This is a genomic window from Salinisphaera sp. G21_0, assembly GCF_017744115.1.
GTDB lineage: Bacteria > Pseudomonadota > Gammaproteobacteria > Pseudomonadales > Endozoicomonadaceae > Endozoicomonas.
Map to the genome: position 1 here is coordinate 13,522 of NZ_JAGHQW010000046.1, position 16,096 is coordinate 29,617.

Consider the following 16,096-nt stretch of genomic DNA (forward strand, 5'->3'; position numbering starts at 1 on the left):
AGAGTAGGAGGCCGCGGCGCTCATGAGCCCAAAGGTGCAGTTTTTCACTCAGGCTTCTGTCAGGTGCCAACAGCAATAGTGCCCAGGGCGGAATAAGCCATCGGGTTGAGAATCAATAAAACTGTACGTTTGTGGTTAAGTGGGGCAGGTAAGCTATGCAGCAACTGAATCCTTCCGAGATCAGTGACATCATCAAGAGCAGAATCGAGCAGCTTGATGTGTCCAGTGAAGCCCAGAATGAGGGCACGATTGTCAGCGTAACTGACGGTATTGTACGTATTCATGGTCTGGCGGATGCCATGTACGGGGAGATGATCAAGTTCCCGGGCAATGTCTACGGTATGGCACTGAACCTTGAGCGTGACTCTGTCGGTGCAGTGGTCCTGGGTGACTATGGCGATCTGGCTGAAGGCCAGACCGTTCAGTGCACTGGTCGAATTCTTGAAGTACCCGTGGGCAATGAACTGCTCGGGCGTGTGGTCGATGCCCTGGGCAACCCGATTGATGGTAAAGGTGCCCTGCAAACCGGGCAAACCTCTCCCCTGGAAAAAGTCGCACCCGGCGTTATTGCCCGTCAGTCGGTGGATGAGCCGGTGCAGACCGGCTACAAGGCCGTTGACTCCATGGTGCCCATCGGCCGTGGCCAGCGTGAGCTGATCATCGGTGACCGTCAGACCGGTAAAACCGCGCTGGCGATCGACGCCATCATTAACCAGAAAGGCACCGGCGTTAAGTGTGTCTACGTTGCGGTTGGTCAGAAGCAGTCCACCATTGCCAACGTGGTGCGCAAGCTGGAAGAGCACGGTGCCATGGACCACACCATTGTGGTGGCAGCCGGTGCGGCTGATCCGGCGGCCATGCAGTTCCTGGCACCGTTTGCCGGCTGCTCCATGGGGGAATACTTCCGTGACCGTGGTGAAGATGCCCTCATCGTCTACGATGACCTGACCAAACAGGCTTGGGCTTATCGTCAGATTTCCCTGCTGCTCCGTCGTCCACCGGGCCGTGAAGCGTATCCGGGGGACGTATTCTACCTGCACTCCCGTCTGCTGGAGCGTGCGGCACGGGTGAATGCGGATTACGTTGAGAAGTTCACCAACGGTGAAGTGAAAGGCCAGACCGGTTCCCTGACCGCACTGCCCATCATCGAAACTCAGGCCGGTGACGTATCGGCCTTCGTACCCACCAACGTTATCTCGATTACCGACGGTCAGATCTTCCTGGAAACTGACCTGTTCAACGCCGGTATCCGTCCTGCGATGAACGCCGGTGTTTCGGTATCGCGGGTAGGTGGTGCTGCCCAGACCAAGATTATCAAGAAGCTCGGCGGTGGTATCCGTCTGGCTCTGGCCCAGTACCGTGAACTGCAGGCGTTTGCCCAGTTTGCTTCTGACCTGGATGAAGCCACCCGTAAGCAGCTGGAGCATGGTCAGCGGGTGACTGAGCTGATGAAGCAGACCCAGTACGCCCCCATGTCGGTAGCGGAAATGGGACTGGTTATCTTTGCCGCTGAGAAAGGGTTCCTGGCGGATGTGGCCCTGAACAAGATTGGTGATTTTGAAGCCGCCCTGATCAGCTATGCCAACGCTGAGCACAGTGCGCTGATGGCGACCATCAATGAGTCCGGGGACTACAACGGCGAGATTGAAGCAGGCCTTAAAGAAGTCATTGAGAAGTTCAAGGCCACCCAGACTTGGTGATCAGTTGTCAGTGGGCAGTTGTCAGTGGGCAGTGAACAGCCTGACTGGCAACTGGCCACCCATAACTGACCACTGATCACTGACAACTGGAAACTGATTATGGCCGGGGCAAAAGAGATACGGACGCAGATATCGTCCATTAAAAGCACACAGAAAATTACCAGCGCCATGGAAATGGTGGCTGCCAGCAAGATGCGTAAGGCCCAGGAGCGGATGGAAACCAGCCGCCCCTATGCTGAGCGTATTCGTCAGGTGGTAGGACACATCGCCAACGCGAATGCAGAGTACGAGCACAGCTTCATGGTTGAGCGTGAAGTCAAACGTGTTGGCTTTATCATCGTCTCTACTGACCGTGGTCTCTGCGGTGGCTTGAACATTAACCTGTTCAAGAAGACCGTAGAAAGCATGAAGGCGTGGACCGACCAGGGTGTCGGCATCGACCTCTGTCTGATTGGCAGTAAGGCTGCCGCCTTTTTCCGCAGCTATGGCGGTAACGTCGTGGCAGCCATGGCGCATATTGGGGATTCACCCAACATTGCTGACCTGATTGGCGGGGTCAAAGTAATGTTGGACCGCTACGACCAGGGGCAAATTGACCGTCTGTTTGTGGTGCATAACGACTTCGTAAACACCATGACCCAAACGCCGCAAGTGCAGCAACTGCTGCCATTGGTACCGGATGATGATGCGTCCCTGAAGAGACCCTGGGACTACCTGTATGAGCCTGATGCCAAAGAGCTGCTGGATGGTCTGCTGGTACGTTATATCGAGTCTCAGGTGTTCCAGGCGGTGGTTGAAAATAATGCCTGTGAACAGGCGGCTCGAATGGTGGCCATGAAGAGTGCCACCGATAACGCCGGAAACCTGATTGATGACCTGCAGTTGGTCTACAACAAGGCCCGTCAGGCTGCGATCACACAGGAATTGTCTGAAATTGTCAGCGGTGCTGCGGCTGTTTAAAAGCGTGGCCGTTTAAAAGATTAAGGGGTGAGGAAAGACTATGAGTAGCGGTCGTATCGTACAAATTATCGGTGCCGTCATCGACGTCGAATTCCCACGGGACAGCGTGCCCAAAGTGTATGACGCACTGAATGTTGATGGCAAGGATCTGGTACTGGAAGTTCAGCAGCAGCTGGGTGACGGTGTCGTTCGTTCCATTGCCATGGGGTCTACCGAAGGGGTTGCCCGTGGTTTGAACGTTGCCAACACGGGAGCACCGATTCAGGTGCCAGTGGGTACCAAAACCCTGGGACGTATCATGGACGTTCTGGGTAATCCTATTGATGAAAAAGGCCCTATCGGTGAAGAAGAGAGAGCGGCCATTCACCGTAAGGCACCCAGTTACGCTGACCAGGCCGCCACCAACGAGCTGCTGGAAACCGGGATCAAGGTCATCGACCTGGTTTGCCCATTTGCCAAGGGCGGCAAGGTGGGTCTGTTCGGTGGTGCCGGTGTGGGTAAAACCGTCAACATGATGGAGCTGATCCGTAACATCGCCATCGAGCACTCCGGTTACTCGGTATTTGCCGGTGTCGGTGAGCGTACCCGGGAAGGTAACGACTTCTACCATGAAATGACCGACTCCAACGTTATCGACAAAGTATCGCTGGTGTACGGCCAGATGAACGAGCCACCCGGAAACCGTCTGCGTGTCGCCCTGACCGGTCTGACCATGGCGGAAAAATTCCGTGATGAAGGCCGTGACGTACTGCTGTTTATCGATAACATCTACCGTTACACCCTGGCGGGCACCGAAGTATCGGCACTGCTGGGTCGTATGCCTTCTGCAGTAGGTTACCAGCCAACCCTGGCGGAAGAGATGGGGGTACTGCAGGAGCGGATTACCTCCACCAAAACCGGTTCCATCACTTCTATCCAGGCGGTGTACGTACCGGCGGATGACTTGACTGACCCATCCCCTGCTACGACATTCTCTCACCTGGATGCCACCGTGGTATTGAGCCGTGATATCGCCTCCAAGGGTATCTACCCGGCCATTGACCCTCTGGACTCCACCTCCCGCCAGCTGGACCCTCTGGTCATTGGTCAGGAGCACTACGACGTCGCCCGTGGCGTACAGACGGTACTGCAGCGCTACAAAGAGCTGAAAGACATCATCGCCATTCTGGGTATGGACGAACTGTCTGAAGAAGATAAGCAGACCGTATCCCGCGCCCGTAAGATTGAGCGATTCCTGTCTCAGCCCTTCTTCGTAGCGGAGGTGTTCACCGGCTCTCCGGGTAAATATGTGCCATTGAAAGACACCATTCGTGCCTTCAAGGGCATTCTGGAAGGTGAATTTGATGCGCTGCCAGAACAGGCTTTCTATATGGTCGGTTCCATTGACGAAGCGGTTGAAAAAGCCAAGTCTATGTAAATAAGACCGCTGCCCGCTGCCCGCTGCCCGCTGCCCGAAAAGATAAGACAAAAGCTTTTACGGGCTGCGGACGGCGGGAGGCGGGCAGCGGGCAACTCTAAGGAGATAGAACCCAATGGCATCAACCGTAGATTGTGACATCGTTAGTGCCGAGCAGGAGATCTTCAAAGGTCAGGTAGAGATGTTGATTGCTACCGGCTCCATGGGAGACCTGGGTATTACCCCCGGGCATACTCCGCTGCTGACCGAACTGAGACCCGGACCAATCCGACTCATTACCCAAAGTGGTGAAGAAGAAGTCTTCTACGTCTCCGGTGGCTTCCTGGAAGTCCAGCCAAACCAGGTCAAGATCCTTGCGGATACGGCACTGCGAGCTGACGACATGAATGAAGCGGCGGCCGAAGAAGCCAAGCGTCAGGCAGAAAAAGCCCTGGAACACCAAAGTGGCGAATTCGACTACTCCAGGGCGGCAACCCAACTGGCTGAAGCGGCTGCCCAGCTCAGAACCCTTCAGGCGGTTCGCAAGAAACTGGGCAAATAAGTTCAGTTCTTGTGCTGTCAAAGAACCCTGCTTTTGCAGGGTTTTTTTGCAATGAAATCATATCTTGATTTTTATCTTATTAATCATTGAGTTAACAAATAAAGCTACTTTATGGAGACGAAAGTTTAATAGTAAATAGTATTTAGTGAGCGTATCCTAACGTATCAAGGTATTTCTTATGGACAAACCTAATCCAAGCATTTGAATAATAATTTAATAGTGGATAATTACTTCAAATCAACCTGATTAATTTGTTGAAGTACTCAATAAATCAAGGAAGAATTAATTATGAATCCATCAGCTATCATACCTAAAAAAACATCCCCGCAAGTTACTTTTAGTCCTGAAGATGCTCGTAAGAAAGATGTCCGAAAGAAAAAATGGGCAGGATTGAAAGTAAGAAAAATGGCAGCAAACTCTTTTGAAAAACTGACGATTAAGCTCCAGATGAAGTTACCTCACAAAACTTTCTCTAATCTGTTTGGAAAATTAGCTGAATGCAAAACAAAGGTTATAAAAAACTGGTTAATCCGCAAATTTATCTGGATGCATAAAATTAATCTTCAAGAAGCTACTAAAAAGCGGGCTGAAGATTTTGAATCTTTCAATGACTTTTTTACTAGAAAGTTGGAAACGGATGCCAGACCCATTGCTTCAATTACAGAAGTTGCCTCACCTGTTGATGGAACAATTAGCCAGGCCGGGAAAATAGATTCAGGAGAACTTATCCAGGCCAAAGGGCATACATACAATATCAAAGATTTATTAGGTGGAGATCAGGAGCTTTCTGATGCTTTCCAAGGGGGGAGTTTTGCCAATATCTATTTATCACCTGGTGATTATCACCGTTTTCATATGCCCATATCCGGAAAACTGAAAAAGACAATCCATGTTCCGGGTAAGCTATATTCCGTTAGTCCCAAATCGGCAAAAAATATTGATAATTTGTTTGTCAAGAATGAGCGGTTAGTTTGTATTTTTGATACAGCCCAGGGCCCTATGGCAATGATTATGGTAGGGGCAATTAATGTATCCAGTATTGAAACCGTTTGGGAAAATGGAGTAATTGAGCCTCATCGAAAGGGTGGGAAGCGTGCGCACATTCATGAAAAGAGTTTTGATGATTTACCATTTCGTATTGGAGATGATCTGGGGGCGTTTCGTATTGGCTCAACCGTGATATGTCTTTTTGGAAAAGATAAGGTTGATTGGCAAGAGAGTTTAATCACAGGTAAGAAAATTAAAATGGGAGAGGCAATAGGCTCTCTTAGATAAGCATAGAAAACTGGTAAACATCGTCCTCAGTCATTGGTCAGGAGGTTTCGCTATGATACACCTGAATGAGAACGAAGCTGCTTCCGGGAAAAAAGCCCTGATCCCATGCATAAATGGCTGTTTGTTTTGACGTATGTGCACTCTGTGCCAGAAAAATCAGATTCTGGAACCTTCTTCTTATATTCGCTATAGTTCGCGCCTCCCATTATCAGATGCAAGACTTCTATGCCAGTAAATCAACCCTTATTACCATCCATGCAATACGATGCCGTTATTATTGGAGCGGGGGCTTCCGGGTTGATGTGTGCACTGACGGCAGGTGATCGCAGCCGAAAGGTGCTGGTCATTGACCATGCCAATAAGATTGGCAAAAAAATTCTGATTTCCGGCGGTGGCCGCTGCAACTACACCAATATGTACGCTGAACCGGCAAACTACCTTTCTAAAAATCCCCATTTCTGCAAATCGGCACTGGCCCGCTACACCCAGTGGGATTTTCAGGCGCTGGTGGATAAGCACCAGATTCCCTGGCATGAGAAAACCCTGGGGCAGCTGTTCTGCAACCAGCAGTCCAGCGATATCGTCGAGATGCTGGTGGAGGAGTGTAGAAAGTCCGGTGTCACCATTCGCCTGAAGACAGCATTACATCACGTTAAGCCATTGGATGATGCAGAAGGCTTTATGCTGGACACCACATTGGGAGAAGTCCGCTGCACATCGCTAGTGGTGGCAACCGGCGGCTTGTCATTCCCTACCATGGGCGCTTCCGGTCTTGGCTATGAACTGGCTGAGCAGTTCGGTCATCATTTAATTGAAAGGATGCCAGGCCTGGTGCCATTTACCATGGACAAACAGTGGCTGGCCCACTTTATTGAGTTATCCGGTGTAAGTGCCGATGTTATCGCCAGCTGCAATGGCCAGAGCTTTCGGGAGAATGTCCTCTTTACTCACCGAGGGCTGAGTGGGCCTGCCATATTGCAGATCTCCTCCTACTGGCGGCCCGGCAATAAAGTCTCCATCAACTGGCTACCGGGTATCGCCATAGAAGATTGGTTGAATGAACTCAGAGAAGCAAAACCCAGGGCTGAAATACGTTCAATACTCTCAGATAAATTAACCAAACGTCTGACAACAGCACTGTGCACCTACGGAGAGCTGCAAAAATTGACAGACAGTGGTCGTAAACCCATGAACCAGTTTTCTGCAACTGAGCTGCAACGCCTGGCCGAAAGCCTGGAATCCTGGATATTTATGCCTGCGGGCACCGAAGGTTATAAAAAAGCCGAAGTCACTCTGGGCGGCGTAGCTACCAACAATATTTCATCGAAAACCTTCGAAAGCCAGAACCAGCCAGGGCTTTATTTTGTGGGTGAAGTACTGGATGTCACCGGCCACCTCGGCGGATTCAACTTCCAGTGGGCGTGGGCTTCGGGGTATTGTGCCGGGCTGTATGTGTGAATTTATTGCCGGGGAAGAATACCAATTCCGCCTTCTAAACATGAACTGCGCAGCCATCTTCAACAGCCGGATTTCTTGCGAAGCTTCCTTTTGTACTCCCTGCTGCGTTTCCTTACACGCTCTGCGAAATCGGGATCATTCTGGTAGCGCTCTTTTTTGCGCTCTTTTTGGCGTTCTTTTTGGTACTTCCTTTTGTGCTCTGCGAGGTAGAGCTTTCTTTGGTTCTCCCTTTGGCGCTTCCTTATGCGTTCTGCAAAATCGGGATCATTCCGGTAGCGCTCCCTTTGGCGCTGCTTATGGCGCTCGGTGTAAATGGGATCTTTGCGAAGCACTCTCATGCGCTCCCTTTGGCGCTCCCTTTGGCGCTCAAGGTAAACGGGGTTTCTGCGAAGCTGTCTCATGTACTCCCTTTTGCACACCCTTCTGCGCTCAATTATTGAAGCTTTATCATCAACAATTTCTCTTGCCAGGTTCGTTTGGTTATCACTTGCAGTTTGATTCAGGTTTAGCGGGTTAGCTGCAGTAATTGATGGTAAATCATGTAGGTTAGAGGATACGACAGGAAGATTGGTTAACTGATCAGCTGGACTTGAATGGCTCTCTGGTGTTGGCTCCTTGATCTCAGATTCACTCCCTGATAAGCATATCTGCTGCATAAAAGGAATATTTGGTTTTGATGAGCGTTTATCGGGGTCATTACCAGAATGCCAGGGAATATGTTCATCAAGAACTGATTGTGGTATTTCAGGAAGCACTGCGTCGACGGCATAGGAGAGTATTAGAGTTTCAATATCAAATTCATGCAATGAATGAAAATAGTGAGGATTCTGTTGGTGTATGCCTGACTGAAGATGGTAAAAAGAGCAAGAAGTGTACAGGGGCTGAACAGACCTTCCCTGATAGGTCGAGGGTTGTTCCCTGGTAGCAAATTGATACCTTTGTTCAATTAAATCTAATGAGCCGAAATAAATATCGGTAAAAGCAAGATTGAATGACGGTGAGCTGCTAAAAATATCCATTGAGCTGTTAAATTATTGAATTGTTGAATTAAAGTTCAAGACTATTCTTTCTTCTAAAAGTTCCTCTTCAATACAAACAATTCAATATGGAGATGACAAGTGCTTTTTGGGCACTTAGTAACCATTTGAAAGGTGACGGGTATAGACTGGCTCTACACCAGCCGACACCAAGATGGCAGCGGAGGGCGTTTGGCAGTCACATATTTTTTATTTTTTTCCAGCATGTTTTTCCAGTAGGGTACATCAGCCTTCAGCCAATTGCCTTCTTCATGGGAAGGGGTTCTTAGTTCAATGCCCACTGCGGCCATCGTATCAACCTTCATGTGCCAGAGTTCGGGGTAGTGTCGTGCGGGTGCACAGATACCGGCCCATGGATCAATAATTACGGCCTGGTCATTCCAATCGTTAAAATTATCGGGGAACACCCCCCTCTACACTGGGCTTCTGGTCCATTACCACAAAGCAATGACTATTCGGCCAGAGGGAGACACGGTAGTAGATCAGTGGACCGGGTTGTTGTGACAGAAAATAACAAACAAGATTGCTTTTTTCGCCACAGTTACCCGCCTTAACTTTTTTAACTTCTGAGATATATTCTTCGAAGTTGTATTTTTTTCTTTTCTGTCGTGATGCATGGATGATGTCATTGGCCTCATCTGCATCAGGTAGGCTGGGTGTCCAGGGTTTTATCGCACTTAAATGACCAACCCCAATATTACCAGAGCCTAAAGATGTATGGACATTGGCAAAACGCAAAGCGGCTTGTGCAATGCTTGGTTGTTCGGGAGCTGCTCTGCTGGCCAGCTCATGAACGTACCGGGGTTGTGCGAGGTTTTGGAGAGAAGTGGAACGCTGTAAGGGCATGGAAACGACTCCTGGTTTTAGGGCATGCAAGAAACAGGGGTGAAAAGCCCTAAACACAATTGGACTTTCAAGCAGTAAGAATACTACCTATCACTATTAACCTTGGTTTTTTTGACTTGGAACGGCAGGTCAGGTCATAACGGTCTGCGCAGGATACAGACATAATCTGGCTACATGGCCCTCCTTGCTATGAGTTGACAGATCTTGCTGATAATTAAAACTGAAAGGTGAATCAGAGGGACCTGTTTGTAAACAAGTCATAGGAGCCAATAGAGGAGAGAAGCTGTGGATGCCAGCCGTGCCCAGTCGGTAAATACGCCAGTTCCAAGTACCAGCGCTCAAACCAGGGAGCTGGAACCACCACCCGACGCCATTGTCCGGCGTCGATCTTGTCAACTATGCGGACAATTTATTGAGTCTCCTCCCTTTATGGTATCCCGTTGTTGCGAACACATGTACCACAATTGCTGTTCTCTCGCGACCAGGGATGTGCTTGGGTGCTCAGGCTGCCGGGCAACTTATGTCAATTTTTACCAGGATATGCAGTTTGCCGAAGAGGTAAAGAAATACGACTGGAGTCTTTTTCAATCAGCGCCTCAAGTAGCTGCTGGTAAGCGTGCATCGACCGAGTCTGTCATCGATCTCACCAGTGAAGAAACAGGATCACTGGTGACGATTCCGGGTCCATCCGGGCTATCAGGGCCCTACACCCAGCAATATGTTGATGCCGGAAGAGTTTCCCAACGGGACACGTTCAAGAAAGCGCGATTGGAGACTCCGGAAGCGGTGTCATTCCGGGCTGATTATTCTGTCCAACCAGCCTTTCTCCCCTCAAATAACCTCGATCTGTACAGCATGACCGGTACTTTTGCACGTCTCTTTGCCGAGCCCTTTATGCTGGAAGAGATGGAAGCTCTGGCAATGCAGAGTGGGTATCATTTTGTGACACAGATGATGGACGCCGGTGTGGTGCCTGAATGGCAGGAAATATGCGATAGCAAAGGCCATCTTTGTGGCAAGCAGACGAACATTGACCAGCCTGATGAGACCAATGCGTTTTTTACCGCTATGCAGCATCACCTGGATCAGCTGGCACCGTCCCATCGGCTCTTTGTTACTTTCGTCTGTTCATTCCAGAATAAAATAACGGGTTTGCCACAACAGCTCTCACCTGTGTCACAAGTTTTTCGTCACCCATCTGACAATCGTCTGATATGGCTAACTACTACCGATGAGCCAATAGCGAAACATCCCCATGGTCGCCTGATTTTTGGGGTTTTTGCCAGCGGTACCCAGCTAGTGAAATACCTTCGGTTTCTTATTCTGACCAGTGAAGCTGACCAGGTTATGTTTGTCCGATCGACCAATGAAGGAGAATCGGATGCCGACGGTCTGGATAACATCAATATCAGGGAGTTTATTCAGCGTTTCCCCCCCAGGGATATGGGCGTCGGTGGACAGTCAAAAAATTACCGGGAAATTCTTCTGGCCGCTGCCCAGAGCCTTGGCATGCAACGTATCCAAAAAGAGGATGCAAGCAAGGTTGTGCTGCTGGATAAACTGATTGACGGCAAATTTCGCAACACTCAACTGACGGTCAAGGACCTGATGGCCCGTCTGAATGACCTTGATTATTTCCCGGAGCACGATGAAATCATCCGTTCCAGGCTGAAGCTTTCGCAAGGGTTCGGCAGGGAAGAGACCCAGGCAGAAAATATTCGTCTGCAACGGCAAGTGGCTGATTGCGTGAAAAAGATTCATGGGTCACTGGCAACAACAGGCTATATTCAGATCCAGCTGGAACCTTGGGCATTCGCTTTACCTAATGAAATTCTGGTGCTGGCCTGTGATGAGGACCAACTGTACCTGGTGAATATGAAAAGAAAATCGGTATCTGTCCAGTGTTCGTCCAGTATCGATGATATCACTGATTTCTGTCAGGTGTTTATGAGCGGCTGCCGTATCAGGGAGGCTTATATTACGCTTTTTCTGCCGAAGCAGGCCAAAAACACCAGCGCTCCCAAGTGATTGCTGTGAGGCTGTCCGGGACAGGCTGCCCTGCGTGGCAGGTCACCCATTCCCGAACAGCCTCTCAGATACTCTTAAGAACCAATCACTTCAGCAGTTACACGACGGTTTTGCTGGCGGCCTTCGGCGGTATCGTTGCTGGCAACAGGATTGCTCTCACCCATACCCACCGCATCAATACGTCCTGCGTCGACACCGTGTGTGTCGATCAGCTGTTGACGGATGATGTCGGCACGACGAACAGACAGCTGTTCATTGTAAGTCGCTTTTCCCTGTGCGTCGGTATGGCCTTCAATACGGATGCGAACGTTCGGGTAGCGCTGCAGGAATTCACCCATTTTGGCGATCTGGTCAATGCCTTCTGGATTAATGGTTTCGGAGTCGAAGTCAAAATTTACCAGCAGGTCAATGGCTGTCATTGGCTCACAGCCCGTCTGGTCAACTGTAATGCCTGCGGCGGTATTCGGGCACAGGTCGTCCTTGTCCAGTACGCCGTCGTTATCTGCATCAAGAACCGGGGCAGGTTCAACCCTGGCAACCACTTCTTCCTGAACCGGCTCAACCATCGCAACGGGTTCTGCTGCCTTGGCGACGCTTCCGAAAGTCCAGGTCAGAGCGACATTAGCCATGGCTTCTGTCTGGGCGTAATCCAGAGTACGAACGGCACGTACATCACCACGGATGGCGAGGTTGGGAGTAAAGGCTTTGCGCAAACCAAAACCGGCATTCATACGAGTGTCGTCGTGTTTGCCATTCATCTCATAATCGGCTTCCAGTTCAGAAATACCGGCAACCAGGTAAGGGGTCAGAGAACCATCCCATGGGGTCAGGTCGTAGAATGCGTCCAGACGGAATTCTTTAAGATCTGCATCCGGGCCTGTCTTCTGCTCTGTGGAGTACTGAGAGTAGATGCCTTCAACACTGAAGCGGTCGTTCAGACGATAGCCAATAGCGATTTCCGGTGCCAATGCGTTATCAAGGCCGCGATAGCTGTCCAGATCGTTCCAGGCACCACCGACAGTGAATGTCAGCCCTTTATCCACTGCCTGTGATGCCATTTCACTGGCAATTACCGAACTGCTGAGGGTTGCGCCGATAGCAATGGCAATCAATGAGCGTGCGAAACCTTGCACTTTCATAATGTCTTCTCTGTGTGTTGTGTGTGTCTTTAAGGGCGCATGCGCCAGAGGGGGGAGGAGATTACGTGATTTTTACGCTGGAATAAATACTTTGTCATTATGTGTTTGTACTTGCACCCATAAAGGCCACTCAAGTCATGGGTAGTCCCTGCCCATGGCTCGATAAGTCTGGGTGGCAAAACCGGTTTCCACGAGGTTTGCGGTGTTGATGCTGCAATACCCGGAAATCAGCGGTAATTTTCCCTATTTAAAGCCGGATCAGGCTGCTGTAGTTTGCGCAATATCATGCCAATTTTACCCACAGAGATAACAACAGAATGACAGGCTACAACGGAATTAAATTGATCGCTGTCGATATGGATGGCACTTTTCTGAATGATAACAAAACGTATAACCGTGAACGTTTTCTGGAGCAGTTCAAAACCCTGAAAGCCAGGGGTATTCGATTTGTCGTGGCCAGTGGCAACCAGTATTACAAGTTGCGCTCCTATTTTGAGGATATTGATGCTGGCGATATTGCCTATGTTGCAGAAAATGGCGGTTATGTACACGACGGTCAGCGGGAGCTGTTTGTTGCGGATATTGCCACGGCAACCCTGGTCCGTGTCTACCCGTTTCTGGAAAGCCTGCAAGAGGTAACTGCCATTATCTGCGGCTGCAACAGTGCCTATGTTTTGCATACGGCTGATCCTGAAGAAGTAGCCAATGCCCGCAATCATTACCAGCGTCTTGAGCTGATACAGGGCTATCAGGATATCGACGACACAATTCTTAAAATTGCCATCAAAATGTCTCCAGCCAGACACGATACCGTATTGGCAGGGGCTAAAGAGACACTGGGGGATGTGCTGGTGTCAGTCACCAGTGGCCACGAGTGGATTGACCTGATCATTCCCGGTGTTCATAAGGCACATGGTATTCATCTGTTGCAGGAACAGTGGAACATTGCTGACCATGAAGTGGCTGCCTTTGGCGATAGTGGCAATGATCTGGAAATGCTGCAAAAGGCAGGTTTCAGTTTTGCCATGAATAATGCCAATGACACGGTCCGACAGGTTGCCCGTTATTTAGCTCCGGCCAATAATGAAGAGGGCGTTCTTGAAACCATCGACCATATTCTGAACAGTCATTTGGTTAGTCAGGCAACTTAGCGCTTATCGGGTTCTTTAAGCGTGATATTGCCCTCTGTCTTGTTGATCCTGAGTTTTCTGAATAATCGGTTCAAGTCCCCATAAAGTGAATCATCATCCACTTCAACCATCTGGTTGCCATTGTAAGTGAAATATGGGGATGTACTCTCTTTCTTAACCGCTTTGATTTCACCCATTACTTTGTGCTTCGCAGGAGGTGGTGGCTTTTTATCTTCTTTTGGTGGACGTTGTTGATGCAGGGAGCCGAGCGTCTTTATATTCATGTTCCTTTATCACCTTATCACCAACCTCTGAGTTACCTGTAGTGCTTAGACTGCGATTGTCGGAAAAAGTTCTTGAATAACTATATTTTTCTGCCTTGGACGGGCTTCATAGTTATGCTTGATCATCTGGCATCTTATACTTTTTGCGGAACTAATGTCTCAAAAAAGGTACTAATTATCAGCAGTGGTGTGTTTTGTGAACTTCACAGGCTCCTTGAAAGCCTTAATGAAGCGATCAATACAGAACCAGCTTATTGCTTTAATTATCAACAAACTACAAGATAATAAATGACAAGGAGGTTAACAATGCCGCGACCTGTATCAGATGCATTTATGGGACACCTATCAAACGTTCCAACTGCCCTGAATCATTCTGGAGTAAGTGACGTTGTCACAGCACCTGTTGATAAAGGATTTATCGGTTATTTGGGTAACCAATTCGATCAGTACAATAGGCATTTGGCTGATTATTCTATCCAAATTGTGACTACGCCAACGACATTGCCAGTAAATAACAGTGAATTACCATGCAGTCCAACGTTATCAAATGCTGCTGGATATAAACCTGATTTGGCGGGTGAATTTGATGAAGCTTTACGCGCAGCCGATAAAAGCACGCAGAACCTACTTGATCCAGATTATTATCTGGGAACACCTCTAATGCCGCTAGATGATAATAATCCCTGCCCAGGTCAGGATAACAGTGAAAATGGTTCAGGTTCTGCGAAAGATGCAGTGGATTTATCTTCTGTTAAAAAGACAATGCAGATGCCCACTGATCCACCGGAAGAAATGGATATTAATCCTAATCCTAATGCAGTGGACAGCAAACCTGTCAGTCAAAACCCTTCGTGTACTCCTTTAAAGTCCACAAAAAACACTGTAGCCACAGCTGAAAGTGTTAAAGCTATGAGGTCACTGGTAGCAGGGATAATAACTAACAATCAGTACTATAGTATTCAGGATATTGCTGATATGGATATTAAAAAATTCAATAATATTATTGAAAGAGAAACTGATAATTGGATTTGCCTGTTGGCAAAAGATATTAGAAGAAGGGGTAGAAATAAGATTGCCGCCCGAAACTGCAGAAAAAGAAAGTTAGATGAAAAAACCAAATCTAAAACTGATAACAAATTGCTTCGTGATAAAAAACAATCGCTCATATCACAGAATGAAGAAATATCCAAAGAGCTAAAGCAGCTGAATAAAGATATTAAAGCTTCGCAAGAGAAATTAGTGGAAATTTATGGGAGCACTCCATACAAGAAAACTCTTTAGACGGGCAGGCTCCTGGTGTCCCGGTTTTTCATTGCATCAGGGCTGAGTACTCTGATGCGGTAGATCAACCTCTGGTGGTACGGTTTCGTGAAATAACTGAGTTTTTAGTTGCTTACAACGGGTCCAACACTTTTATAATGCACTGTCGACTTTCCTGTCCTGTTTTCCCAAAAGAGTGCTAATCTGCCGACTTATATTATCTATTAATCTCACTACTTTACCGATTGATTAGACAGGTAAAAAATGAAGTTTATTAACCGTTGTGTCATAACCCTGAAGCCAAAAACAGCGTTCATCGATTGGGTAACAAGCCTGGATGCCGAGCTGCCTCAGACGTGGGACTTTGAAGGTGGTGCTTATCTGTTTGACGAGCATGAATCTGAAGAGAGTCTGGTCGATGGTGTCAGTGAAGAAGCGCACGCCATTCTGGAGAATGAGTTCTCTGTGTGGACTGAGGATGAAGACAAGTGGCCCGGGCCGAGAGACTTTGCCACCCTGAAGCAGCTGTTTACCCTGCATATTGCGGTTGCCGGTTTTGATCTTGGCAAGGAGCCGCTGCTAAGGGCTGATGTTGCTGATCTGCTCTGAAGCCGGATACCGACTAGTTCCAGACAACAAAGAAATAACCGTCAGTGGCAGGAAGGTGGGAGATACCAGAATGGCAAGATATGGTTGTGATGACCACAACCATATTGCTAAAAAGAGAAAATTAATTTTCTCTTTTTTCAGCAAGCTCTTCCATTCTGGCCTGTAGCTCTTCATGCTTTGTAGGAACAGTAATAGAGTCCAGTGCTTCTCTGTTACTCATCGCATTCACCACATTCATAACAGGCATTGATACCGGTTTTTCCATGCCATGTCTTTCCATGGCCTGAGCAGCATAGTCCCGATCCGCTGAAGCATTGGCGCTGAAAAGAATGACAGAAGAAGCTACGATGGCAGATAGTGTCTTTTTCATGGTTGTTCTCCATTGATAGTAAGCAGACCTATTCCCAGCCCC

At 48.6% G+C, this 16,096-nt stretch carries 16 protein-coding genes; 10 read left to right on the plus strand and 6 right to left on the minus strand.

Translation table 11 applies throughout. The features are described 5' to 3' along the window. The first annotated feature begins 155 nt into the window (after window positions 1–155). The 6 genes from atpA (at window position 156) to J7439_RS19010 (ending at window position 7,351) form a co-directional block, all read left to right on the plus strand. The gene (gene atpA, locus J7439_RS18985; protein WP_209203524.1) at window positions 156–1,700 is read left to right on the plus strand and encodes a F0F1 ATP synthase subunit alpha; all 1,545 of its coding nucleotides are present in this window, start codon (window positions 156–158) and stop codon (window positions 1,698–1,700) included. 99 nt (window positions 1,701–1,799) lie between these two features. Next, complete coding sequence (gene atpG, locus J7439_RS18990) at window positions 1,800–2,660, plus strand: F0F1 ATP synthase subunit gamma (RefSeq protein ID WP_209203525.1); 861 nt, start codon at window positions 1,800–1,802, stop codon at window positions 2,658–2,660. Window positions 2,661–2,700: 40 nt separating this feature from the next. Beyond that, complete coding sequence (gene atpD / locus J7439_RS18995) at window positions 2,701–4,077, plus strand: F0F1 ATP synthase subunit beta (RefSeq protein ID WP_101747441.1); 1,377 nt, start codon at window positions 2,701–2,703, stop codon at window positions 4,075–4,077. Between the two features lie 115 nt (window positions 4,078–4,192). Then, complete coding sequence (locus J7439_RS19000; RefSeq protein ID WP_101747440.1) at window positions 4,193–4,618, plus strand: F0F1 ATP synthase subunit epsilon; 426 nt, start codon at window positions 4,193–4,195, stop codon at window positions 4,616–4,618. Between the two features lie 288 nt (window positions 4,619–4,906). After that, a complete protein-coding gene (gene asd / locus J7439_RS19005) occupies window positions 4,907–5,893 on the plus strand; it encodes an archaetidylserine decarboxylase (protein WP_209203526.1) in 987 nt (328 codons plus the stop codon). Between the two features lie 255 nt (window positions 5,894–6,148). Beyond that, a complete protein-coding gene (locus tag J7439_RS19010) occupies window positions 6,149–7,351 on the plus strand; it encodes a BaiN/RdsA family NAD(P)/FAD-dependent oxidoreductase (RefSeq protein ID WP_209203556.1) in 1,203 nt (400 codons plus the stop codon). A 59-nt stretch (window positions 7,352–7,410) separates the two neighbouring features. On the opposite strand, the gene J7439_RS19015 is transcribed toward J7439_RS19010, so the two are convergent. From J7439_RS19015 to J7439_RS19025, 3 genes are all read right to left on the minus strand, one after another. Next, complete coding sequence (locus J7439_RS19015; protein WP_209203527.1) at window positions 7,411–8,157, minus strand: hypothetical protein; 747 nt, start codon at window positions 8,155–8,157, stop codon at window positions 7,411–7,413. A gap of 365 nt (window positions 8,158–8,522) precedes the next feature. Next, complete coding sequence (locus J7439_RS19020) at window positions 8,523–8,795, minus strand: hypothetical protein (RefSeq protein WP_209203528.1); 273 nt, start codon at window positions 8,793–8,795, stop codon at window positions 8,523–8,525. Beyond that, window positions 8,782–9,234: a hypothetical protein gene (locus tag J7439_RS19025; protein WP_209203529.1), complete on the minus strand. Its 453-nt coding sequence runs from the start codon at window positions 9,232–9,234 to the stop codon at window positions 8,782–8,784. Before J7439_RS19025 ends, J7439_RS19020 begins: the two co-directional genes overlap by 14 nt. Before the next feature lie 285 nt (window positions 9,235–9,519). Between J7439_RS19025 and J7439_RS19030 the strand changes: the two genes are divergently transcribed. Continuing rightward, window positions 9,520–11,262, plus strand: coding sequence for a hypothetical protein (locus J7439_RS19030; protein WP_209203530.1), 1,743 nt, complete (start codon window positions 9,520–9,522; stop codon window positions 11,260–11,262). Between the two features lie 74 nt (window positions 11,263–11,336). Here J7439_RS19030 and J7439_RS19035 read toward each other — a convergent pair whose 3' ends face one another. Continuing rightward, window positions 11,337–12,401 carry an OmpA family protein gene (locus J7439_RS19035; RefSeq protein WP_209203531.1) on the minus strand — a complete coding sequence of 355 codons (1,065 nt, stop codon included), beginning with the start codon at window positions 12,399–12,401 and terminating at the stop codon, window positions 11,337–11,339. Window positions 12,402–12,718: 317 nt separating this feature from the next. Here J7439_RS19035 and J7439_RS19040 point away from each other — a divergent pair, with 317 nt between their 5' ends. Continuing rightward, window positions 12,719–13,552, plus strand: coding sequence for a Cof-type HAD-IIB family hydrolase (locus J7439_RS19040; RefSeq protein ID WP_209203532.1), 834 nt, complete (start codon window positions 12,719–12,721; stop codon window positions 13,550–13,552). Here the strand turns inward: J7439_RS19040 and J7439_RS19045 are convergent. Further along, on the minus strand, window positions 13,549–13,815 hold the full coding sequence (locus tag J7439_RS19045; RefSeq protein WP_209203533.1) for a hypothetical protein: 267 nt from the start codon (window positions 13,813–13,815) through the stop codon (window positions 13,549–13,551). The genes J7439_RS19040 and J7439_RS19045 overlap by 4 nt on opposite strands. Before the next feature lie 306 nt (window positions 13,816–14,121). Here J7439_RS19045 and J7439_RS19050 point away from each other — a divergent pair, with 306 nt between their 5' ends. Further along, window positions 14,122–15,096 carry a hypothetical protein gene (locus tag J7439_RS19050; protein ID WP_209203534.1) on the plus strand — a complete coding sequence of 325 codons (975 nt, stop codon included), beginning with the start codon at window positions 14,122–14,124 and terminating at the stop codon, window positions 15,094–15,096. Window positions 15,097–15,339: 243 nt separating this feature from the next. Continuing rightward, window positions 15,340–15,684: a hypothetical protein gene (locus J7439_RS19055; protein ID WP_209203535.1), complete on the plus strand. Its 345-nt coding sequence runs from the start codon at window positions 15,340–15,342 to the stop codon at window positions 15,682–15,684. A 121-nt stretch (window positions 15,685–15,805) separates the two neighbouring features. Here the strand turns inward: J7439_RS19055 and J7439_RS19060 are convergent, their stop codons facing one another. Continuing rightward, entirely contained in the window at window positions 15,806–16,054 is a 249-nt protein-coding gene (locus tag J7439_RS19060) for a hypothetical protein (RefSeq protein WP_209203536.1), read from the minus strand. Window positions 16,055–16,096: the final 42 nt, after the last annotated feature.